Genomic DNA, 22,630 nt, shown 5'->3' on the forward strand with positions numbered 1-22,630 from the left:
TGGCGGTTCGCTTTTACACTTTTTTCTTCGAGCACCCATCGTCCGGGTGCACATTCAGTATACCCGGACAGGTGTCCCCTGTAAAAGGTATCTTTTGTATTGCTGTGATATGTTTTTTGTATGGCTCACACTTCCGTGTGGGAGGCCGCACTGCTGTCCTCATTTTCCTCATCGAGGTCCGGGCCGGTGCCCTCGTCCAGATCAAGACGCAGGCGGTCGCTTTCCGCATCATCCAAGTCCCGCTCCTGCCGGGCATCGTATTCGATCCAGAACTCCTCCCGGTGCAGGGCAAAATCAAAGGCTGCCATCAGGCAGGCCCCGCCAAAGGCGCTGACCATCAGCACGATGCAGAGGAACACCGAGAGGAAATCGTACTTCCAGCGCTGAGGCCTTGCGGCAAAATACAGCACCTCGCACCCCAGCAGGATCAGCCCTGCCGCCGGGGCGATCTTCAGCGCAAGCTCCCAGTTGAAATGCGGCACAAAGAAATAGCAGAGGAACAGCACGCCGCAGACGATCAGGCAGACACCCAGCGTCAGGGTGCCCACCCGGCGCACCGGGGCACTCTCCGGGGCTTTGGGGGCCGGGCGCTCTGCTGTGTTATTCTTCTTCTCGTCCATCGTCCTCATCCTCCGGGTCAAGGGTCACCTCACCGGTCGTATCCGGCTCTGCCTTGCGGGCAAAGTGATCCAGCAGGCTGGGCATCTTCTTTTCGGGCTGATACTCCTGAAAATCGGTCTCCTCCGGGGCGGCTTCCGGGGCAGCCTTCTTTGCCCTGGGCCCACGCACCAGCCAGATGCCGCACAGGATCAGCGCCACGCAGAGCACAACCTCGGGCAGTTGATCCATCACCAGATAGATGGCCCGCCATACCGGAGCCTTCTGGCCCCAGCGCCACAGGATATCGCCCAGCGTGTTCATAATGATCTGCTCGTAGGCGATCAGCGCACCGATGGCGATCAGGCACCAGCCCACCAGCTTGTGGCTGTCCATCATCATCCGGGCAAGGCGCTTGTCCTGCGGATCGAAGTGGACCAGATAATCGTCCTCCGGGGCGGTGCCCATGCTGATCTGGGCACGCAGGTTGAAGGTGTCGAAAAAGCTGTACATGAACACCACCAGCAGCGCAAACGCGATGGGCGGGATCAGCATGGCTGCCATGCTGATGGCAGCGGCCATCAGCATCAGCGAAAGACCGCGCTTCATATATCCCTGATACATCTGGCCCGCGCCCGGGATAAAGGCGAACAGCAGGGTCAGGATGCCATTTTTCTTCATAATCGTTCCCTCATTTCTCTGTATTCGGGGTGTTGCCCGCGATCTTATCGGTCACATCCGTGAACAGCTTGTGGAGCACAGAGGAGCCTTCGCCGGCATAGCGGCGGTCCTGTTTTGTCTCCATGGGTCTCCCCAGCTGTTCCGGCGCGGCCTGCGGCCGGTCGTCCTCAATGGGGCGGTATTGCGGGGTGTTCTCCGGGGCCGGGTCATTCTGGCCGGGTTCCCAGAGCTGGCTCTGGTCGGTCTCCAGCACGGTTTCCCGCCCGGCACCATACTGGATGATCTGCTGCAGCGCCCCGCTCCGCCACAGGGTCAGGGCCAGCACAGCGGCCACACCGGCCACGGCAGCCCTGCCATAGGTATTCTGCATCAGGCGGGCCCAGATCGTGCCCATCACCGCACCCTGCACACTCCTTGGCGGTGTTTCCAGTGCATCGGCGGTCAAAAGGGCCGTGTAGCGGTCCATGCACTGGTCACAATAAGAGAGGTGTTCGGCGGCTTCCAGCCTGCCCAGCTCATCCAGCTGGCCGTCCATCATGGCCCGGAAGCCCGCGTCGGTCATGCAGCCATCTTCACGAAACAATTCCATCTTCGCTCCTCCTTTCCTGACGGATCTGCTCCGCCAGCATTTTCTTTGCCCGGTAGATCTGCGCCTCCACCGTCTTTTGGGGCCTGCCGCAGAGGGCTGCCGCCTCGGCGGCGGTGCGGCCCTCCAGCAGCATCAGGCGGCAGGGGGTGCGGTACGGCTCCCGCATCCCCAGGATCTTCCCGGTCAGGGTCTCCTCGCTCATGGCATCCAGCACCTGCTGCTCCGGGTCGGAGCCGGGCGGCGCGCCTTCCAGTGCAAGGATATCATCTCCCGGGGTGTTCACCCGGCGCACCCACGCACTGCGCAGGTAGTCCTTGGCTTTGTTGGAAGCGATACGCGCCAGCCACTGCTTTTCGTACCCGGGCGGGCAGCGGTCAATGGCCCGCCACGCGGCCAGAAAGGTCTCCTGTGCCAGATCCTGGGCATCGCCCTCGTCCGGCACCAGCTGGTGGCAGACCGTGTAGACCAGCCCCTGATACTGCCGCACCAGCGCATTGAATTCCAGTGTTGTCAACGGTCCGCATCCCTCCTTTCCTGCCGCTCTGTAATTGAATACGAAACAGAGCGCGGTTTTCCTGCAAAAATTTTGAAAAATAAAAACGGATAATCCTCTCCGGCATTGCGCTGCTTGGCTCCCCTATCAGGGGCAACAACAACGACCGCCGCCAGTGGCGGAAACAGGGAGGAGTTGTTGGGGCCGCGGCCAGCAATCCACAAGTGCATTGCACGAAGTGGATGCTGGGAGCCGCAACCCGTCATTGGCGCAAAGCGCCTGAGAGGTTCTTCTTTTGCAAAACTTCAAGTTATGCTATACTGTTATTATACTATAAGAAGGAGGCAGTTTCCATGGGTGGAAGCACCAAACAGGCCCTGCTGCAGGCGCTTTCGGCGGCAGAGGGAGCCTATATCTCAGGCCAGCAGCTGGCCGAAGCGCTAGGCGTGAGCCGCGCGGCTGTCCACAAGGCGGCACAGGCGCTTTCGGCCCAGGGATACTCGCTGGATTCCGCCCCGCGCCGGGGCTACCGGCTGGCAGGCGGTGACCCCTTCTGCGCCGAAGCAGTGGGCCCCTACCCCGCCCCCATTCACATCTACGACACGCTGCAAAGCTCCAACCTGACGGCCAAGCAGCTAGCACTGGGCGGCGCGCCCCACGGCACGCTGGTGCTCACGGCCCATCAGCAGGCGGGGCGCGGGCGGCTGGGGCGGCGGTTTGAGAGCCCCGCCGGGAAGGGGGTCTACCTCTCCCTCATCCTGCGGCCCACCCTTTCTGCCGCCGATGCCCAGAGTGCGACCATCAGTGCGGCGGTGGCCGTGGCCCGGGCTGTCAAGGCCCTGTGCGGACTGGAACTGGGCATCAAATGGGTGAACGACCTTTACTATCAGGGCCGCAAAGTCTGCGGCATCCTGACCGAAGCCGGGACCGACATGGAGAGCGGCCAGCTGGAATGGCTGGTGGTGGGCATCGGCCTCAACCTGACCACCTCCCCTGCCGACTGGCCCGAGGAGCTGGCCCGCACGGCAGGCAGCCTTTACCCCGGCGGGCCCGCACCCGTGAGCCGGGCAGTGCTGGCCGGGGCCATTGCCCGGGAGCTGCTCTCCCTCTGCCCGGCCTTCGACTGTCTGGACGAGTATCGGGCCCGCTGTTTTGTGCCGGGCCACTGGGTCACTGTCTGCACCGGGGCCGAGACCTATGCCGCAAAGGCCCTTTTCATTGACAATGCGGGCCGTCTGGTGGTGGAGCGCGAGGGCGGCAGGCAGATTGCCCTGCAGCACGGCGAGGTCAGCATCCGGCCGACAAGGACAGGGTGAGTCATTTTTCCGATTGTATTTTATCGATCAGATGTCTTTAACAGAAGTTTGCGCACTGCTGACCGTCATCATCGGTTTGCTGACGTTGATGGTCACCGTTGTCAAAGCCGCATTTGATGCTGGCCGGAAAATTTCTAACAAAGAACACGAAAAAAATTCCCAGTCAGGTGAAAGGATTCCTCATTTTTTGCATTATAGGAAGTAGAAGAGTATAAGCCCCCATACTACCCAGCCGGGAGACCGGCGCAAGGAAAGTGAGGAATCCCCTATGAAGAAACGACTACTCAGCCTGTTGGTGGCAATCAGTATGGTGCTGACATTCCTGCCCGTGTCGGCATTGACCGCAGCAGCAGCGGAGGATAGCAGCAACGGCGAACTTAAAATCGGACAAAACTGTTATCCTGTTCTGGATAATATCCCTCACCAAACAGTCAACGGGCATGATATCTACACTGGTGATGGCTGGACTTACGATGCCGATGAAAATTGTAAAATTCTGACCCTGTGCCCCAGTGCGCCAACAAACTATGATTTTTTTGCCATTCACGTAGGGCACTCCATCACAACCGACTGTAACCTGGTAATTGGCGAAAATGCAACCGTTACGGATGGAAATTTTATGGCCTCTGTTACGAACAATGGCACTATCAAAGGCGGCATTTTTAAGGATGCTGTTACAAACCATGGCACAATAATCGGTGGCCGTTTTTTCTCTTCGGTCACCAATGAATCGGATGGCATCATTGAAAATGGTCAGTTTGGTGATTGGGCTTCTTCGCGCACCGTTACAAACAATGGCGGCACGATCAACGGCGGCACTTTCAAAGATGAGCTAACCGGAAGTGGCATAGAACCGGGTTATACCCTCACAGCAATAAACCCCATCGATTTTATCGATGTTTCGGTCAATGGGTATCGCAATTCATGCTATATCATCCCGAATCAAACATATCATGCTTCTGTCAGAATTGTTTATGTTTTTGACCATACTAGTGGTAGTTCATCACTCCCACCACTTGTTGTAACCATTGATAGTGCGCAGCACATGCTTCTTTCCGACTGGTGTGTGAGTGATCTCAAGATTGAGTTCGAGGATATCCGCGGAGTTTATGAAGTCACCTTCACCGCACCGCCTGCAAATGGCTCAACCGTAACCATCAGCCCGCTGACCCGGCTGGTGATTGAGAAAAGCGGTTACCCTGCCGTGGCACAGGATTGGAACGGCAACCGGGCGAATTATACCGGCGATGGTTGGAAGTTTGAAAACAACAGCCTGATTTTGGAGCCTACCGCCGAGAAAAGCTATGACTTTACCAGCCCCGACCTGAACCCCCATAGGGTGGCGGTGAACTGCTCGGTTGCGGTGAACAGCAACGCCACCATCACCAACGGCATTTTCCTGAAAGAAGTTACCGGCAGCGCCCTGAACGGCGTGTTCCTGAAAGTTCCCAATGGCTACGAGAACAGCGCCAAGAAAATTACCGTTTCTGATAACGGAAAAATCACTGCGCTGAAAATGAGCGGTGATACCACTGCGCTGGACAGCGCCGCCAATGAACTTTATGTGGTCGGCCAGCCCACCGGCACCCTGTATGTGACGCTGAGCAGCGGCAAGGTACGGGAAGTACAGTTGCCCCTTACGGCTGACCTTGAGCTGCAATTGAACGACCCGGCACCCAAACCCGAACCGGAACCGGAGACCTACACCCTGAAAGTGGTGGGCGGCAGCTTTACGACCGGCGGCAGTGATGCGCTGACCAGCGGCACCGTGCCGGTGGATGCAGAAGCAAAGGTGACCCTGAACCCGGATGCCGTGCCGGAGGGCATGGTGTTCGACCAGTGGACCATCAGTGAGGAAAGCCTGCTGGGCAACCCCAATGTGGCCTACAACGCCGAAAGCTTTACCATCCCGGCCAATGCAGTGGAAAAAGGCAAGACCGTTACCGTGGAAGCCCAGTACCGGGAAGCCACCATTGAAAGCGAAGGCCCCGGCATTCTGGGCACCGCCGCCATAATCGGCACGGCGGGTGCTGGCGCTGCCGTGCTGGGCTACACCGGCTACATGATCGGCACCGAGCTGTACCTGAACACCGTCCTGCCTGCCGGTGCGGCCATCCCCAACAACGCCGGGGAGCTGGCCCTGCTGCTGTGGGAAGCCGCCGGGACCCCGGCCCCCGCTGCTCTTCTCCCTGCCGATGCTGCCCCGGTCCAGCAGGCCCTTGCATGGGCCATCGAGAACCAGCTCCTCGCCCCGGATGCGTCTGCGGAGGATTCCGTCAGCCGCTGGGAAGTTATTCGGAGCTGGAATCAGATGAAGGGGTAAGTGGCGAACCCTTTAGCATCCTCACCCTCTCAGTCAAAGCCTGACGGCTTTGCCAGCTCCCCCAAAGGGGGAGCCAAGGGCGGCTCACGGGAATCCGTTGCCCTGAACAACCTCTCAGTCTCGCTTCGCTCGACAGCTCCCCTAGTAGGGGAGCCCTTGGCAAAAAGGTTTCGCCTTGCAACAGAGGGTCACGGCAGCAGCACACAGCGCAAAAACGCCAGAACCTTGCGGCACGCCAGAGCCTCCCCTACTAGGGGAGGTGGCATCGAGCGAAGCGATGATGACGGAGAGGTTGTACTTCGCAGCATCTGCCCTCTGTGATGTCTTACCTCTCCCTTCGGGAGAGGTGGCATTGCGCAAGCAATGACGGAGAGGGTGAGGATGCTAACTAAACAGCGAACCCCCCGGTGCGATCTGCACTGGGGGGTTCGCTGTTATTGTTGCTTCAGAAAATATGTACCGCTTCCAGCACCCTGATGCCCTCCTGCTCCATCACGTCGCGCAGGGCCTCGAGGTAGCCGGGCTTGTCCACCTTGTTCTCAATGCAGCAGGTCAGCACGCCGTGCAGGCTGGTGACCTCCATTGCAAGGGACGCACCGTCCGGCAGCACCCAGGTCTGGAAATCGGTCAGATACGCTTCCAGCTCCGGGCTGTGCGGCAGCAGCGGGCTGCCGATGTAGCTGACCCAGAAATCTGCCGGGAAGCCGCTGATGTACTCGCCCATCTGGAACACACGCTTCTTGATCTTGAGTGCGGCCTTCTGCCGGAACACCTGATACACCCAGCCCATCTGTTCGGCCATGCGGAACAGGCGGCGCTCCGGGGTCAGGCTTTCCCGGATCTCATGGTCGAGCTGCTTTGCAAAGCTGTGGAGCCGGGCCTGCGGTTCCAGCCGCAGGGACAGCTGAAAGGACGCAATGCAGTTGTACAGGGCATGCGGCACCCCCAGCGCCGCGCGGGTGTCGGCGGCATAGCTGTACACAAGGTCATTCTTTTCCAGATACCGCTGCGCTGCCTGGCAGGTCAGCCCCATGAGGGCGCTGAAGGGCTTCATGCCCTCCTTCTGCGCCAGATCCACAAGGCTCTGTCTGTCCAGCCGCAGCCGCTGAAAATGGGGCGTGCCTTCGTGGATCTGCAGCACGTCCTTCTGCATGTTGTTGGCCACCTGGCTCTCCGGGTAGCGGGCCAGCAGCTGTTCCACATCGTAGGGCGGATCAGAGACAAGGGCCTCGCACACAAAACCAGCGTTGGAGCGCAGGTTGCAGTAGAGCTTGAGCAGCAGGGTGAAAAAGGGCGCGCTGCCCCGGCCATCGGCCAGGAAGTGGAACCAGTCCAGATAGACCGTGTTCCCCTCATAGCCCAGCGAGAAGAGATAATCGTTCGTCTCCTCGGGGATCTTTGGCTGGGTGCTGCCCTGCCGCACACGGCAGGGGGCAGTGTTGGGCTCCAGACGGGCCTCCCGCTTTTCCCACACCACATGGCAGAAATAATACTCTGCCAGCGGGCGGGCCGCATCCAGTGCCTGCTGCAGAAGGGCCGGGTCAACGGTCTCCTTCAGCGTGGCCTGATAGCGGCAGAGGACCTGATTTTCGCGGTAGTAGTAGACGATGCCCTGAAACACCGCGCGCTGCTCTGCATTCATCCGGAATTTACCCCGCGTTCTCGGCCAGATAATCGGCCAGATCGCCGATGGTCACAAAGTTGCGCAGCTCCTTTTCGGGGATGCGCAGACCAAAGGTCTCTTCCAGATCGGCCACGATGGTCAGGATCTCCATAGAGGACAGATCCAGATCATCCATCATCACGCTGTTTTCGTTGACATCCTCGGGCGAGATCTCTGCCACGTCCTCCAGAATTGCCAGGATCTGAGACATGATTTCTGCTCTTTCCATCAAAAAATCTTCCTTTCCGTGAGGGATTTTTTATCGCCTGCAAGGGCGCAGTTTCAGTATGCCACGCGCCGGGCCGGTTTAGCCAGCCGGCGGGGCATTCCTGTGTTTTATAATACCTGTTTTATGGAGGAAATGCAACACACCGACCGCCCGGTTTTGCGCTTTTTTTACAATTTCCGCACTTACCTGCGCAGCAGCTTGCCCATGGCGTTGCGGGGCATGGGCTCGGTGCTGAACTCCACCGCCGTGATCCGCTGGTACAGCGGCAGGGTACGGTTCAGCCCAGTGATAAAGGCCCGGACCTCCGCCTGCTTTTCCTCGGCACAGCAGATCAGCGCGCCGATCTTTTTGCCCATCTCCTTGACCACGCACTCCTGCACCTCAGGGCAGGCGTTGAGCTTTCTTTCCAGCTCCTCGGGACTGACGTTCTCGCCGGTGCCCAGAATGATCAGGTTCTTCTTCCGGCCCACCATATAGTAATAGCCGTCCTCGTCCTCACGGGCCAGGTCGCCGGTGTGGAGCCAGCCGTCCTTGTCGATGATCTCTGCAGTGGCCTCGGGGTCCTTATAGTAGCCCAGCATCACACAGCCGCCCCGGATGCAGATCTCGCCGGTCTCATCCAGCTTGTACTCACAGTGGCCGTCCGGCTTGCCCAGCGCCCGGATATGGGGCTCTGCCTGGGCGTAGTTCACCAGACCATCGCCGCAGGTCTCGGTCATGCCGTAGCACTGGGTGATGTACATGCCGTTTTCCACCAGACCCAGCAACATCTCGCTGTCGAACATGGCAGAGCTGCCGCAGGGGTTCCACAGGCCGTTCAGCTTATCGGCGCGGCCGCGCTTGACATCCTTGTAGATGCTCTCCATCAGCACCGGGGCCACGGCAATGGAATCGCTGTGCATCAGGCCCAGATCCCGGTAGAAATTCCGCAGGTCACTGCAAAGGTTCAGGGCCCAGCCCTTGAAGGGCCAGGAGAACAGGCAGATAAAGGTGCCCAGATGGAACAGGGGCAGGATGGCAAAGTTGCTCAGGACATCGTTTTTGTCCTTGGGCAGCTGCCGGTGCTTGAAGTCCAGCAAGTGGTCGCCCATGGCAACGTGCATCTGCATCACGGTAAAGAAGTTCCGCTCTGCCAGCATCACGGCCTTGCTGCGGCCGGTGGTACCGGAGGTGAACAGCATGACCATCAGGGCATTGGGGTCGATCTTCTTTTCCAGCCCGCCGGGCGCGGTGTCCTTCCAGACATCCATCGGCCGCAGGCGTTCCCCATACGCAGCCTCCAGCTGGTCACGGCAGCCGTAGTCCACCCCATCGTTCAGGATGAGGGCAGGCTCTGCCAGCTCCAGCTCCCAGCTCAGTTCGTCCCAGGTCTTTTTCTGGTTCATCGTTACCAGAACAGCCCCGGCCAGCACAGCGCCAAAGGTATTCACGCCGTACTCATAGCAGTTCCGGCTCAGCAGGACCACCCGCTTGCCCTCCACTTCCGGGATGTTCCGGGCAAACCAGGCAGCGGCGCGGCGGATATCCTGTGCATACTCGGCATAGGTCTTTTCCTTCACGGTGCCGGTGGCATCCTCTACCCAGCGGAAGGCCACCTGCCCGGAGAATTCCTGCTCCATTGTCCAGGTGACAAGATCATAGACATTGTTTACCATGGTCTGCTCCTTTTTTCTCCCGTTTGGTTTTACCTGCGCAGCAGCTTGCCCAGCGCGTTGCGGGGCAGGGGCTCGGTGCTGCATTCTACAACGGAGATGCGCTTGTACATGGGCAGGGTGCGGTTCAGCTCGGTGACAAAAGCCTTCACCTGCTGCTGCTTGTCATCCTCACAGCAGACCACGGTGCCGATCTTCTTGCCCATCTCCTTGACGATGCACTCCTTGATGGCATCGCACTTGCCCAGCAGCTTTTCCAGTTCCTCGGGGCTGACGTTCTCGCCGCTGTCCAGAATGATGAGGTTCTTCTTGCGGCCTGTCATATAGTAGTAGCCTTCCTCGTCCACGCGGGCCAGGTCGCCGGTGTGGAGCCAGCCGTCCTTGTCGATGGTCTCGGCAGTGGCCTCGGGGTCCTTATAGTAGCCCAGCATCACGCAGCCGCCGCGGACGCAGATCTCGCCGGTCTCGTCCACCTTGACCTCACAGAAGCCGTCCGGCTTGCCCAGGGCACGCAGGTGGTCGCCCTCCTGGGTCACGTTCAGCAGGCCATAGCCGGCCAGCTCGGTCATGGAGTAGCACTGATTGATGTAGAAGCCATTCTTCACCAGATCGCTCAGAATGGCGGGATCAAGGATGGCAGAGCTGCAGCTCAGGTTCCACAGCCCGTTCAGGCGGTCGGCATGGCCGCGCTTGACCTCGTTGCAGATCATCTCCACCAGCACCGGAGGGGTAGACATGGCATCGCTGTGCATCAGGCTCATATCCCGGCGCAGGTCGCGGGCATCACAGCAGAGATTCAAGGTCCAGCCCTGTATGCCATAGACAAAGTAACAGATGAAACCGGCCAGATGGAACATGGGCACCAGCGTAAAGTGGCTGAAGGTCTGGTCGAGGTACTGGGGTACCAGCCGCTCCTCATGGTCAAGGACGGACTTCAGGCCATCGATGTACATCTGGCAGGCGGTGAAGTAGTTTTTCTCGCTCAGCATCACTCCCTTGCTGCGGCCGGTGGTGCCGGAGGTGAACATCAGCATCAGCAGACCCTCGTGGTCGATACGGTTGACCATCTCAGCCTCAGGGGCAGCAGTCCAGGCATCCATGGGGCGGAGCTGAGCGCCATAGAGCGCTTCCAGCTGGGCGCGGTAGCCGTAATCGATGCCATCATTGAAGATGAGGTCCGGCTCCACCATGCCCAGCTCATGCTCCAGCTCGGCCCAGGTCTTGCCCTGGTTCAGGGTCACGATGACAGCGCCTGCCATCATGGTGCCGAAAACGACCGCGCCATACTCATAGTTGGTGCGGCTCAGGATGACGATCTTCTTGCCCTTGGGCTCACCCAGCTCCTGCTGCAGGTAGCCGGTCGCTTTGCGGATATCCTGCACATACTGAGCGTAGGTCTTTTCCACCACCATGTCCTTGCCCTCCACATAGCGGAACGCCACACGGTCAGCATACTTATTCTGCATCGCAGAGATCATATCAAAAACGGTCATCGGCATATTTGCCACGGTCACAACTTCGTTACAAGCCTTGTTTGCCATTATTTTACACTCCCTGTTTATTTTTGTTAAATTATTCCCTTTTGTTTCCGCCAAATGGAATCTTCTGGGCACTCTAGCCTAGAGTATACCGCATAGAGGGCTTAAATGCAAGATTTAATTGCACAAATATGCAACTTAGACTTGCAGTCAATCTGTGCACCCGGATGTAAATCCTGCCTTTTGTTGCGGGCAGGCCGTGAGTGTGGTACACTTTTCCCGGTATCCGCCTACCGTGCTTTCTCCCTGCGTTTGATTGACAGCAAGGGCAAAAAGCATTATACTTATTATAAATATCTCTAATTTTTAACATGATGCGCCAAAAATCCGGCAATTCTGCCATCCCGGGGCGGGGTGCGGCGCAGAGGAGGACCTTTTTATGGAGGGAACCAAATGCCGTGCCGCAAATTCGCTGGGCATGTTCGATCTGCTCAAGGGTGTCGGCATGCTGACCATCGTCTTTGCCCACACCGGTGAGCTTTACCCCATGGGCGATGCCAGCCACATCAACCCGCTGACCTTTTGCATGTTCGCCTACCGCGAATCCCTGATGGCGGCCTTTTACATTGCCAGCGGCTACGGCTTCCGCAAGCGCTCCATCGGCAAGTGCATCGACCAGCAGTTCAAAACGCTGCTCAAGCCTTACATCTATACAGGCATTGCCACCACCGTGTTCCATTTTATCATCCATTACAGCCTGTTCGGCAGCCTGCACAACGCCACCTACGAGACCTACAAGGTGCTGGGCGGCTTTGCACTGGGCCTGCCCCACACGGCCACCTATTTCGGCCAGCTGTTCTTCTCCTGCGGCCCCATGTGGTATCTGCTCTCGCTGATGATCGCATGGGTCCTGCTGGATCTCATCCTGAATATCTTCCCGGAGCAGTACATAAACTGGGCGGTGCTGGGTACCATGCTGTTAGGCTGGGGCATCTGCATCACCTGGGAGGCTCCTTTTTGCATCGGCCAGGGCATGGTCACTGTTCCGGCTCTGTATGTGGGCTACCTTGCCAAGAAGTATAAGATCTTTGAACAGCCTCTCTCGCCCCGTCTGCGCGGCGGGATGATCGCGGCGGCGCTGGCTGTGGCCGCACTGGTGCTTCTTACCAAGAGCACAGACTGCGTCTCAATGGCCGAGTGGACCCTCGGCCCCGTGAGCATCCTGCTGGATGCCGTAACGGGCCTGGGCATCCTTTCCATCGTCATCTGGTTCCAGCGCAGGGTGGAGAACGTTGTCACCCACGCCATCCAGGCCATTGGCCGCCGTTCGCTGTTCATCTTCTGCGTCCACACCGTGGAGCTCACGGCCATTCCCTGGTATCTGATGCCCCAGAAGTTTGCGGCTCACCCGGTGCTGGGCATGGTGCTGCAGTTCACCCTTTCGCTGGGCTCCACCCTGCTCATCTGCGAGCTGCTGGTGCGCCGCCGGGACCTGAAGTTCTGGCTCACCTCCCGCCGGGAGCAGAAGGCGGCGGAAGCGCCCCGCCGGCGCAGCGCCCGCACCGAAGCGCCTGAGCGTCATTTTGCGGCAAAACACTGATTTTTTGCAGAGGGTGCCCCCTCTGCTGAAGTGAAATAATATTATGAGGAGAATCCGGTTATGAACAACGCAGCTCCTGAGAACACTGCGGCTCTGCAGGAAAAGATCGCCGAGCTGGAACAGCAGCTCAAGCTTTCGGACGAAGGTGCTTCCCATCTGGCAGAGCGCTGCCTTTTCCTGGAACAAAAGGTGCAGTCCTACCTTGCGGCACACCCCCAGCGCGAGATGCATACTGACTCGCCCACTCTGCTGCAGCCGCTGCTCTATTATGATGCAGGCTTCGGCTTTTCGGAAAAGGACACCCTGACCGCGCCCGACTGCACCACCGACGAGCTGACCGGTGCCGTGACCGCGACCTTTGAGCTGCCGGTGGCCGTGCAGGCCCTGCGGTTCGACCCGGGTGAGCTGCCCTGTTGCATCACCAACCTGATCTTTTCAGACGACCGCATCATCTGCGTGCCCACCAACGGCCTGAACCTTTCCGGCGGAAGCACCCTGTTCCTGGGCGATGACCCCAACTACCGGCTGGAGGGCACCACCCACTACCCCGCCGGGATGAAGCTGGTGGTGAGCTATGGCTACTTCCCGCTGGAGACCCTGACAGACGAGCCTTTGTTCTGCGCCGTGCTGCAGGGCGTGCAGCAGCTCCAGCTGCGCAAGGACAGCGAAAAGCAGCATATCCAGCAGCTGGAGCAGAATGCCGCGGCCCAGCAGCAGATGGTGGCCGCCCTGCAGCAGGAGATCGCACAGCTGCACCAGAAAAACGCCGATCTGCAGGCCCGGAGCACTGCCTACGAGACCTCGCTGGAAAGCGTGTTTTCCAGTAAAAGCTGGAAGCTCACTGCTCCCATCCGCAGCCTGATGCGCCTGTTCCACCGTGGAAACTGAGAAGCGGAACGGAGGAACAGCCATGTATAACAATTACACCCCCCTGCAGCAGCGTCAGCTGGCCCTGCAGGAGTACAGCAACACCCAGAGCACCTATCTGCTGGTCTGCGCATCGGCCCGCAGCACGGCCCTGAAAGCCACCCTGACTGACCAGCTCCACCGCAAGTTCCGGTTGGTGGACCGGCTGGACGGGGAACTGACCGCAAGCGTGGACGGCGTGCTTCTGGCCGCCGAGGACGTGGAGCTGATGTCCACCGCCCTGATGTACTTTGCCAAAGCCCTGCAGGATGGGGCGGATTACGTCGTCTGCAACGCTGTGTTCGGCTTTGGCGGGGCGACTGCCCTCTATCAGAGCCAGCCGCTGCAGGCGCAGAACCGCTGCGCCGTGGTCAGCCGCACCCTGTTGGAGCGCTGCCGCGCCGCCGCCCATGACCCCGAAAATGTGCCCGAGCTGCTGGCGCTGGCCGCGCAGCTCTGCACTAAGCCCACTCTCATCCCGCAGGCTCTGCTCCACTACGAGCGCGGCATCTGCGCCGAGGATGCGTTTTCGGCCCACGGCAAACGTGCCTTTATTATGAGCCATGTGCTGGATATGACCGGTGCACCCATCGTGCTGGTGAGTGCCGTGCCGGTGCTGCGCAGCATGGGGTATGAGGTACTTGTGCTGGGCCCCAGTGATGGCGGCTCCCTGCATCTCTTCCTGGATGCCGGGGCCTCGGTCATCACCCGGTCGTCCTGCCGCAATGTCTCCGATGCCTGGGGCATGGCCCTCTGTGCCGACTTCGTCATCGCCAACACGGTGGTCATGGCCCGGGCTGTCCGTGCCCTGAGCGGCACCGCCGTGCCGGTGCTGTGGTGGCTCCACGATGCCTTTGCAGGCTATCCCCACATTGCCCACCAGATCCCCACCCAGCTGGGAGAGAATGTCCGGGTCTACTCGGTGGGCAGCCACGCCGCCAACGCCATGCACGCCGTGCGGCCCGAGTTCGAGATCCGGCCGCTCATCTACGGCCTGCCTGATTACGCGGCAGAGAACTTTGTCCGCACCGATCTGGGCTACAACCACGGCCGCCCGCTGTTTGCCACGGTGGGCTCCTTTGAGCGCCGCAAGGGCCACGATATCTTCTGCAAGGCCATCCGCCTGCTGCCGCCCGAGGTACGGGAGAAGGCCTCCTTCCTCTTTGTGGGCCAGGCCGCTGACAAGGAGATGATGGACTCCGTCCGCGCCCTGACCGCAGACTACCCGGAAAACGTGTACTACTGCAAGCGGCTCACCCGTGACGAGATCAAGAGCCTGATGGAGCAGTGCACCGGTTTGGTCTGCGCCTCCCGCGACGATCCCATGCCCACCTTTGTCACCGAGGGTCTGATCTTCGGCAAGCCATCCATCGTATCGGAGCACACCGGCACCGCCGGGCTCATCTCCGAGGGGCGGAACGGCTTCGTTTACCACAACGACGACCCGCAGCAGCTGGCTGTCCTGCTGGAGCACGCCATTGAACACCCGGAAGAGCTGGCTTCCATGCGGACAGAATGCCGCAAAATGTACGAGCAGTATTATTCCAAGGAGGCTTTTGAGCAGACGCTCCGGGCTGCTGTGGAAGATCTGACAGCGAAAAAGTAACACAAAACCTCTCCGTCACTGCTTCGCAATGCCACTTCTCCTCATAGGAAAGCTGGCGAACGAAGTGAGCCGGAGAGGTTCTTTTTTATCATATCACACAAAGTGACGAGAAAAATTTTGTTTCAGTTCACAAAAGCAAGGCCCCGCTGTGTTATACTGCAAGCAGTATCGTGAAAGGAGCCTTGTCTCATGGAACAGACCAACACCCCCCAGCAGCCCTCCCGCAAAAAAGCGATCCTTTCTCTGCTGGTGCTGCTGGCGCTGACCTGTGTAGTGGTTTTTATCTTCAGCAGCCACTGGGCCGAGATCTCGACCGCGCTGGCCCAGCTCTCCTTCTGGCAGGTGCTGCTGGTGCTGGCCATCGGCCTGACATACCCCCTGCTTGAGGGAATCGTCTGCTGGCTCATCATCCGCTGCCGCCTGCCGGGCTTCACCCTGCGGCGCGGCATGGATGCCGCCTTTGTGGGCATCTTTGGCAACGTGGTCGGCCTGGGTGCCGGGGCTGTGCCCATGGAGTCCTACTATCTCTACCACTGCGGCCTGCCGCTGGGCCCCGGTGTGGGCCTGATGACCCTGCAATATGTATTCCACAAGACCACCGTTCTGCTCTATGCCACTGTGATGCTCCTGCTGCAGTACCGCTGGCTCGCCGCCAACACCTCCGGCGTGATGCACTATCTGCCCGCCGCCTACTGCGTGGTGGCGCTGGTCATCGTGACGCTGGTGCTGCTCTGTGTCTCGCCGCTGGTGCAGCGGCTGGCCCGCTGGGCCATGGGCTTTCTGCCCAAAACGGAACCATGGCAGACCCGCCGGGAAAAGTGGCTGGAGCAGCTGGACACCCTGGCCACCGAGAGCCGCCTCCTGCTGGCCGACAAGGGCCGCTGTGCCCGCATCCTTGCCGTGCAGACCCTCAAGCTGTTTCTGATGTTCACCCTGCCGTGGTTCTGCATCCGCTTCATGGGACTTTCCTGCGGGCTGAGCTTCTGGCAGGTACAGCTGCTCACCAGTCTGATGCTCTTCCTTTCCAACGCCCTGCCCAATGTAGCAGGCATGGGCTCCATTGAAACAGCCTTTCTGCTGGTGTTCAGCAGCTTTATGACCAGCGGCGAGGCTATGAGCACCCTGATGCTCTTCCGCATCGCAAGCTACTATTTTGTGTTTGCCGCCAGCGCCGCAGGCACCTTTGCCGCGCAGAAGCATCTGGAGAACAGTTGACATCCTGCGCGTTCCGGCACTATAATGAAAGCGTACTCTTTGAAGATCTCTGGCCGCCTGCTGTGCGGCCCGCCAAAGGAGAACGCCTTATGGAAAACAAAAGTCTCCGTTTTTATGCCATCATGGCCCTCTGGGTCGTGTTGTTCGTGCTGTTATTCGTTTCCAACCGCCGCGTTGACCTGAAAACCGACATCAATAAAAGCACTTCCGTCTCCGTCAGCGTGGAAGATACCGTCAGCCTGAGCCCCTCTGTGGTCACCACCCGTGCCTATTCTGCGGGCGATGATACTTATCAGGCATTTTTCGAGATCCTGCAAAACGCGAGCTGCTATCAAAAGTTCAGCCAGAACGCCCGCTCCTATTCTCACGACTACGAAGCGCATTCCATCACCCTGCGCTTTGCAGACGATGCCAGCCAGAACCTGCTCTTCACCGTCTATTCGGACGGGGTCTGCCAGGTAAACGGAAAATTCGTCTTCCTCCGCTCCCCCGATGGAAACGCGGAGGCGATCTACCAGCTGCTGCGGGATGCGGTGGTGTAAAGAATGTTGCCCGCTCCCCGGGATGCGGCTGATAAACGACCGGAACAAAACAAAAATCGGGGCACTCAGGTGGTCAAGCTGAGTGTCCCGTTTTTGTTTTCATCTGCGCACAGTGCCGTACCAGAGCCCTGTGTGCCGCGCAGCGGATGCAGAGCAAACCAGAATGCTGCATCCTGCCAAGAAAAAGAGAGTATGGAATGGAGGAATGGAACGGAGCGCTTGCAGACGCTCCGTTTTTTGGTGCATCGTGGTTAGAGTTAGCTAACCGCCGCTGCGAGAACAGAATACCATAGATGGTTAGTCTTGTCAACCCTCAATTTGCAATTTTTCGCGAAAAAGGTGTGTGTCGCCGGGGTTTTAGCTTTTTTTCTACATTCTGCCCAAAGAATCTCCCTTGCTTTGGAAGAAAACCCACTTGTTTTCTATTGCTTTTTAAAGTGGTTCTTGTTATTATAGTAACGCAAGATTTTGTGGGCAGGTTTTCATTTTTGTCTACACCTTGTAGTTAGAACTGCTGCAGACAGCAGTTCAAGACCGTTTCGCCCCCAGAAAGCCGCCTATACAGTGCGGTTTTTCAAAGGCTCAATAGTTAGAATGCGCTAACCCGCGCATGGAATGGAGCAAGGAGGTTCCAATGATCAATTTTGAACAGTGGGAAGGCTTTGAGGGCCGCATCTGGAAAGAGGAAGTCAATGTCCGCGACTTCATCCAGAAGAACTACACCCCGTACGACGGCGACGAAAGCTTTCTGGCTGGCCCCACCGAGGCGACCGATAAGCTGTGGGGTGCCCTGCAGAAGCTGCAGAAGGAAGAGCGCGCCAAGGGCGGCGTGCTGGACATGGAGACCGAAGTCGTCAGCAGCCTGACCGCTTACGGCCCCGGCTATATCGACGAGACCCTGAAGGATCTGGAGCAGATCGTCGGCCTGCAGACCGACAAGCCCCTGAAGCGTGCATTCATGCCCTACGGCGGCATCAAGATGGCAGAGCAGGCCTGCACCACCTACGGCTATCAGCCCAGCGAGGAGCTGCACAAGATCTTTACCGACTATACCCGCACCCACAACCAGGCTGTGTTCGATGCCTACACCCCTGAGATGAAGGCTGCCCGCCACACCCACATCATCACCGGCCTGCCCGACACCTACGGCCGCGGCCGCATCGTGGGCGACTACCGCCGCGTGGCCCTGTACGGCATCGATGCCCTGATCAAGTTCAAGCAGGAAGATTTCGCCAACTGCGGCGACGGCACCATGACCGATGATGTGATCCGCCTGCGCGAGGAGATCGCACGCCAGATCAGCGCCCTGAAGGGCATGAAGAAGATGGCCGAGGTCTACGGCTGCGATATCTCCCAGCCCGCTAAGAACGCCAAGGAAGCCTGCCAGTGGCTGTACTTCGGCTATCTGGCCGCCATCAAGACCCAGAACGGCGCTGCCATGAGCGTGGGCCGTATCTCCACCTTCCTGGATATCTACATCCAGCGCGATCTGGAGAACGGCACCCTGACCGAGAGCCAGGCTCAGGAGCTGATCGACCACATGGTGATGAAGTTCCGCATGGTCAAGTTTGCCCGCATCCCCAGCTACAACCAGCTGTTCTCCGGCGACCCCGTGTGGGCCACCCTGGAAGTGGGCGGCATCGGCATGGACGGCCGCAGCATGGTCACCAAGAACTGCTACCGCTTCCTGCACACTCTGGAGAACATGGGCCCCGCACCGGAGCCGAACCTGACCGTTCTGTACTCCTCTGCCCTGCCCGAGAACTTCAAGAAGTACGCTGCCAAGGTGTCCATCAATACCAGCTCTGTCCAGTACGAGAACGATGATGTGATGAAGCCCGTTTGGGGCGACGATTACTCCATCTGCTGCTGCGTGTCTGCCACCCAGACCGGCAAGGAGATGCAGTTCTTTGGTGCCCGCGCCAACCTGGCAAAGTGCCTGCTGTACGCCATCAACGGCGGCGTGGACGAGAAGAGCCACGAGCAGTGCGGCCCCAACTATGCTCCCATCACCAGCGAGTACCTGAACTATGACGAAGTCCTGCCCAAGTATGTCCAGATGCTGGACTGGCTGGCCGGCCTGTACGTCAACGTGCTGAACCTGATCCAGTATATGCACGACAAGTACTACTACGAGGAAGCCGAGATGGCCCTGATCGACACCGATGTGCGCCGCACCTTTGCCACCGGCATTGCAGGCTTCTCCCACGTCATCGACTCCCTGAGCGCCATCAAGTACGCCAAGGTCAAGGTCGTGCGCGACGAGACCGGCCTGGCCACCGGCTATGAGGTGGAGGGCGACTTCCCCAAGTACGGCAACGATGACGACCGTGCCGATGAGATCGGCGTGTGGCTGCTGCGCACCTTCCTGGAGATGATCAAGAAGCGCCACACCTACCGCAACTCCGAGGCTACCACCTCCATCCTGACCATCACCTCCAACGTGGTGTACGGCAAGTACACCGGTGCTCTGCCCGATGGCCGTGCCGCCTTTACCCCCTTTGCACCCGGTGCAAACCCCAGCTACGGTGCGGAGCAGAACGGCCTGCTGGCTTCCCTGAACTCTGTTGCCAAGCTGCCCTACCACTGGGCTCTGGACGGCATCTCCAACACCCAGACCATCAACCCCGAGGCTCTGGGCCACAGCGAGGGCGAGCGCAAGGAGAACCTGGTGCAGGTGCTGGACGGCTACTTCGATCAGGGTGCACACCACCTGAACGTGAACGTGTTCGGCAAGGAGAAGCTGCTGGATGCCATGGAGCATCCCGAAAAGGAAGAATACGCCAACTTCACCATCCGCGTCTCCGGCTATGCGGTCAAGTTCATCGACCTGACCCGCGAGCAGCAGATGGACGTGATCTCCCGCACCTGCCATGCCGCACTGTGACCCTGTCGGTCTCGTCCACTCGCTGGAAAGCTTCGGCTCGGTGGACGGGCCGGGTGTCAGGTTCGTTGTCTTTCTGCAGGGTTGTGCCCTGCGCTGCAAGTACTGCCACAACCCCGAAACGTGGAGCGCTGAGGGCGGCACGGAATGGTCTCCGGAGAAGCTGTTCCAGCACGTCTGGCGCTACCGCAATTACTGGGGCAAGAAAGGCGGCATCACCGTCAGCGGCGGCGAACCGCTGCGGCAGATGGACTTCTTGACAAAATTCTTCCAGCTGGCACGCGCCAAGGGGGTGCACACCGCGCTGGACACGGCCGGTCAGCCGTTCCAGCCCGATGACCCCGCCTACCTGGCCGCCTTCGATACCCTGATGGCTTCCACCAGTCTGGTGATCCTGGATCTCAAGGAGATCGACCCGGAGAAGCACCGTCAGCTTACCGGCAGGGACAATGCCAACATCTTAGCCATGGCACGGCACATTTCTGATCTGGGCATTCCGCTCTGGATCCGGCATGTGCTGGTGCCCGGCCTCACCGATGACGATGAGGGCCTGCGCAGGACCGCAGATTTCATCCGCAGCCTGAAAACGGTGCAGCGGGTGGAGGTTCTCCCCTACCACACGCTGGGGCTGTTCAAGTGGCAGAAGCTAGGCATCTCCTATCCCCTGCCCGATGCTGTTCCCCCCACGGCGGAACAGGTCCGCCGGGCGGAGGAACTGTTGGAAGTGGCTAAGTACCCCGGCTGAAGCGATGCAGCCGCCGGTGCTTGACAAAGCTTTTTGCATCTAATATCATAAGAGCAAAAGAAAAGGAGCCTTTTGGCACTCACACCTATTTCCCTGTAGAGACAGGGGATGTGAGCCCAAGAGGCTCCTTTTGCTTATGATATTTATTTTTCTTCCCTTCCGGCGTGATACACCTGCAGATACACCCTTTTGCGCTCGGCATCCGTGTTCTCTGCCAGCTGCTGGCAGAAACGCTCGTCCTCGAACAGGGCGACCACATTGGGCGCATAGCGGGTGCCGCTCTGGGCCCGCAGCTCTTCCAGCAGCGTGCGGAAGGGCTTGGCAAGGTTGTAGCACCGACCGATATTATCGGTGGCGGCATCCAGCGAGTCTGCCACGCTCAGCGCATCCACGATCCCCTTGATCTCCGGCGGGCAGGAGGGTACATCATTGGGATATCCGCCCTTGCCGTTGTAATAGCAGTGGTGATAGAGCGCCGCCAGGGCCAGCGTTCTTCCGCAGCCCATTCTATTCAAAATGTCAGCGCCGGTCCTTGGGTGGCTCTGGATGCAGAAAAACTCCTCATCCAGCAGGCGGCGGGCGTTGTTGTCGATGTACATCAAAACGGCACACTTGCCAAGGTCGTGGTACAGGCCGCACTCATAGGCTGTCTGGCAGAGCTCTTCCCGCCGGGCCTGCACCTCGGCCGCGCTCCTGCAGCCCAGCAGGCCAACCAGTGTTTCGGGCCTTGTCTCGATCTGCCGATGCAGCAGGGCACGGGTCAGCTCTGCCACCATCAGCGAGTGGACATAGGTCGGCTTGTGCCCGGCCAGAATGCTGCCCAGCATCCGTCGGTTCGCCGTTTCATCTGAGCTGGTGCTGATCTTGCTCAACTCCCAGGCGGCAGAGTTTACCACACGGGGATACTGGCTGGCCGGCATCTGTTCCAGATACTGATACGCAGAACGGCGTACCTGCTCCACGGTTGCACGATACCTCTATGCTCCCGCCTCGTCCAGACGTTCTGCATAGACCGAAAGATAGGCCGCCAGAACCAGCTTCCGGTTGATGGCTTCGGCAGAATAATCATCCTGCGCCACGCTTCCCGCCGATTCCAGAAGGATCTTGACCACGTCTTCCAGGCTGCCCACCCCGGCATGGTAGCGGGCAGCGGCGTAAAAATAGGGCACCCGCCAGTTCTGCAGGCGCGCATCCTGACCCTTGTACTTCTTCTTGTGCCCCCAGATGTAGTCCGCCGATTCCAGCACCTGCCGCGCCACCTCGGGATCCTCCTCCTGCCGCAGATGGGGCAGCAGGGTCATGCGGTCCATGTGCATGGAATAGATGTAGCTTTCCCAGGGGAACTCCGGGTCCAGCGCATGGTAATGCGCAGACTGGATGACCTCCATTGCGCGGCGGAACCGCTCCAGATACCGGCAGCTTTCCGCATGGGTGCCGCGGGACATCCCCAGCCGGGTGTTGCCCACACAGCGGATGAGATACTGCCGGGTATTCTTGTCCAGCTGTTCATACCGTGACATGTATTCAGCAGCTTCCGTGAAATAGACCTCGATCGCATCTCCCAACAGGTTGATGCCAGTTGCCTCATCCCGGACGTTCATATAATGCAGGGTGATGCCAGTGTAGTACAGCTCCCTGACGATCATGGGCACGTCTTCCCGGCTGCGGGCCGCTGCCAGCAGCAGTTGATGCACCTTGAACGCCACGCCCACATCCTCGCTGTTCGCGTAGTTGAACAGCCTGCCTGCAAAGGCACTCAGTCCCTGGATATCCGTTTCGGTCAGGGAGGCAGGGTCACGGTCGTAGACAAACTGCGCCAGCAGTGCCTCATTCTGCCGCATCAGGGCGTTGCATCTCAGCGCGTTGGTCTGGATCTCTTCCAGCACGGCAGCGGGAGCTTTACCCTCCGGAAAGCTGGGCCGGGAGATCGAGCGCACAACGCGCAGGTCCCGAATATACTGTTCAAAAGCCTCTGCCTGTGTGCACTCCATCTCATCAGCTCCTTTTGTCGAAGTCCGTCGTTCGATTTGAAACTATCATTCAGTATACGGCATTTTTCGGCAGAAATCAACTGATTTTCGCAGATTTTTACCCCCCCCCCCCGAATATTT

At 59.2% G+C, this 22,630-nt stretch carries 19 protein-coding genes; 9 read left to right on the top strand and 10 right to left on the bottom strand.

What is annotated here, in order from left to right; translation table 11 throughout:
* Window positions 1–125 precede the first annotated feature (125 nt).
* From J3353_RS03475 to J3353_RS03490, 4 genes are read right to left on the bottom strand one after another with little or no spacing between them, the layout of a single operon-like run.
* Window positions 126–620: a hypothetical protein gene (locus J3353_RS03475; RefSeq protein ID WP_207684171.1), complete on the bottom strand. Its 495-nt coding sequence runs from the start codon at window positions 618–620 to the stop codon at window positions 126–128.
* Entirely contained in the window at window positions 601–1,278 is a 678-nt protein-coding gene (locus tag J3353_RS03480; RefSeq protein ID WP_207684172.1) for a hypothetical protein, read from the bottom strand. Before J3353_RS03480 ends, J3353_RS03475 begins: the two co-directional genes overlap by 20 nt.
* A gap of 10 nt (window positions 1,279–1,288) precedes the next feature.
* Complete coding sequence (locus J3353_RS03485; RefSeq protein WP_207684173.1) at window positions 1,289–1,867, bottom strand: hypothetical protein; 579 nt, start codon at window positions 1,865–1,867, stop codon at window positions 1,289–1,291.
* Complete coding sequence (locus J3353_RS03490) at window positions 1,851–2,381, bottom strand: RNA polymerase sigma factor (RefSeq protein ID WP_005934952.1); 531 nt, start codon at window positions 2,379–2,381, stop codon at window positions 1,851–1,853. The genes J3353_RS03485 and J3353_RS03490 overlap by 17 nt, the downstream gene beginning before the upstream one ends.
* A 332-nt stretch (window positions 2,382–2,713) precedes the next feature.
* On the opposite strand from J3353_RS03490, the gene J3353_RS03495 reads away from it, so the two are divergent.
* Entirely contained in the window at window positions 2,714–3,676 is a 963-nt protein-coding gene (locus J3353_RS03495; RefSeq protein WP_207684174.1) for a biotin--[acetyl-CoA-carboxylase] ligase, read from the top strand.
* 268 nt (window positions 3,677–3,944) lie between these two features.
* The gene (locus J3353_RS03500; RefSeq protein ID WP_207684175.1) at window positions 3,945–5,999 is read left to right on the top strand and encodes a hypothetical protein; all 2,055 of its coding nucleotides are present in this window, start codon (window positions 3,945–3,947) and stop codon (window positions 5,997–5,999) included.
* Window positions 6,000–6,444: 445 nt separating this feature from the next.
* Here the strand turns inward: J3353_RS03500 and J3353_RS03505 are convergent, their stop codons facing one another.
* The 4 genes from J3353_RS03505 to J3353_RS03520 form a co-directional block, all read right to left on the bottom strand.
* The gene (locus tag J3353_RS03505; RefSeq protein ID WP_207684176.1) at window positions 6,445–7,641 is read right to left on the bottom strand and encodes a hypothetical protein; all 1,197 of its coding nucleotides are present in this window, start codon (window positions 7,639–7,641) and stop codon (window positions 6,445–6,447) included.
* Window positions 7,642–7,648: 7 nt separating this feature from the next.
* On the bottom strand, window positions 7,649–7,891 hold the full coding sequence (locus J3353_RS03510) for an acyl carrier protein (protein WP_207684177.1): 243 nt from the start codon (window positions 7,889–7,891) through the stop codon (window positions 7,649–7,651).
* A gap of 182 nt (window positions 7,892–8,073) precedes the next feature.
* Window positions 8,074–9,546, bottom strand: a complete 1,473-nt coding sequence (locus tag J3353_RS03515; protein ID WP_207684178.1) for a class I adenylate-forming enzyme family protein — start codon at window positions 9,544–9,546, stop codon at window positions 8,074–8,076.
* 29 nt (window positions 9,547–9,575) lie between these two features.
* Entirely contained in the window at window positions 9,576–11,084 is a 1,509-nt protein-coding gene (locus J3353_RS03520; RefSeq protein ID WP_207684179.1) for a class I adenylate-forming enzyme family protein, read from the bottom strand.
* 376 nt (window positions 11,085–11,460) lie between these two features.
* Between J3353_RS03520 and J3353_RS03525 the strand changes: the two genes are divergently transcribed.
* The 7 genes from J3353_RS03525 (at window position 11,461) to pflA (ending at window position 20,519) form a co-directional block, all read left to right on the top strand.
* Complete coding sequence (locus tag J3353_RS03525; protein WP_207684180.1) at window positions 11,461–12,621, top strand: acyltransferase; 1,161 nt, start codon at window positions 11,461–11,463, stop codon at window positions 12,619–12,621.
* Between the two features lie 60 nt (window positions 12,622–12,681).
* Entirely contained in the window at window positions 12,682–13,509 is an 828-nt protein-coding gene (locus tag J3353_RS03530) for a hypothetical protein (RefSeq protein ID WP_207684181.1), read from the top strand.
* Between the two features lie 22 nt (window positions 13,510–13,531).
* Window positions 13,532–15,133: a glycosyltransferase gene (locus tag J3353_RS03535; RefSeq protein WP_207684182.1), complete on the top strand. Its 1,602-nt coding sequence runs from the start codon at window positions 13,532–13,534 to the stop codon at window positions 15,131–15,133.
* A 189-nt stretch (window positions 15,134–15,322) separates the two neighbouring features.
* Window positions 15,323–16,348 (top strand): lysylphosphatidylglycerol synthase transmembrane domain-containing protein, encoded by a 1,026-nt coding sequence (locus J3353_RS03540; RefSeq protein ID WP_156060406.1) that lies wholly within the window; start codon window positions 15,323–15,325, stop codon window positions 16,346–16,348.
* A gap of 89 nt (window positions 16,349–16,437) precedes the next feature.
* Window positions 16,438–16,890: a hypothetical protein gene (locus J3353_RS03545; RefSeq protein ID WP_117505883.1), complete on the top strand. Its 453-nt coding sequence runs from the start codon at window positions 16,438–16,440 to the stop codon at window positions 16,888–16,890.
* Window positions 16,891–17,524: 634 nt separating this feature from the next.
* The gene (gene pflB / locus J3353_RS03550; RefSeq protein ID WP_207684183.1) at window positions 17,525–19,777 is read left to right on the top strand and encodes a formate C-acetyltransferase; all 2,253 of its coding nucleotides are present in this window, start codon (window positions 17,525–17,527) and stop codon (window positions 19,775–19,777) included.
* Window positions 19,764–20,519 carry a pyruvate formate-lyase-activating protein gene (gene pflA, locus J3353_RS03555; protein ID WP_207684184.1) on the top strand — a complete coding sequence of 252 codons (756 nt, stop codon included), beginning with the start codon at window positions 19,764–19,766 and terminating at the stop codon, window positions 20,517–20,519. The genes pflB and pflA overlap by 14 nt, the downstream gene beginning before the upstream one ends.
* Before the next feature lie 143 nt (window positions 20,520–20,662).
* On the opposite strand, the gene J3353_RS03560 is transcribed toward pflA, so the two are convergent.
* A complete protein-coding gene (locus tag J3353_RS03560) occupies window positions 20,663–21,481 on the bottom strand; it encodes an HD domain-containing protein (protein WP_207684185.1) in 819 nt (272 codons plus the stop codon).
* A 15-nt stretch (window positions 21,482–21,496) separates the two neighbouring features.
* Window positions 21,497–22,510 (bottom strand): hypothetical protein, encoded by a 1,014-nt coding sequence (locus J3353_RS03565; RefSeq protein WP_207684186.1) that lies wholly within the window; start codon window positions 22,508–22,510, stop codon window positions 21,497–21,499.
* Window positions 22,511–22,630: the final 120 nt, after the last annotated feature.

This window comes from Faecalibacterium sp. Marseille-Q4137 (assembly GCF_017377535.1).
Taxonomy (GTDB): Bacteria; Bacillota; Clostridia; order Oscillospirales; family Ruminococcaceae; genus Faecalibacterium; species Faecalibacterium duncaniae.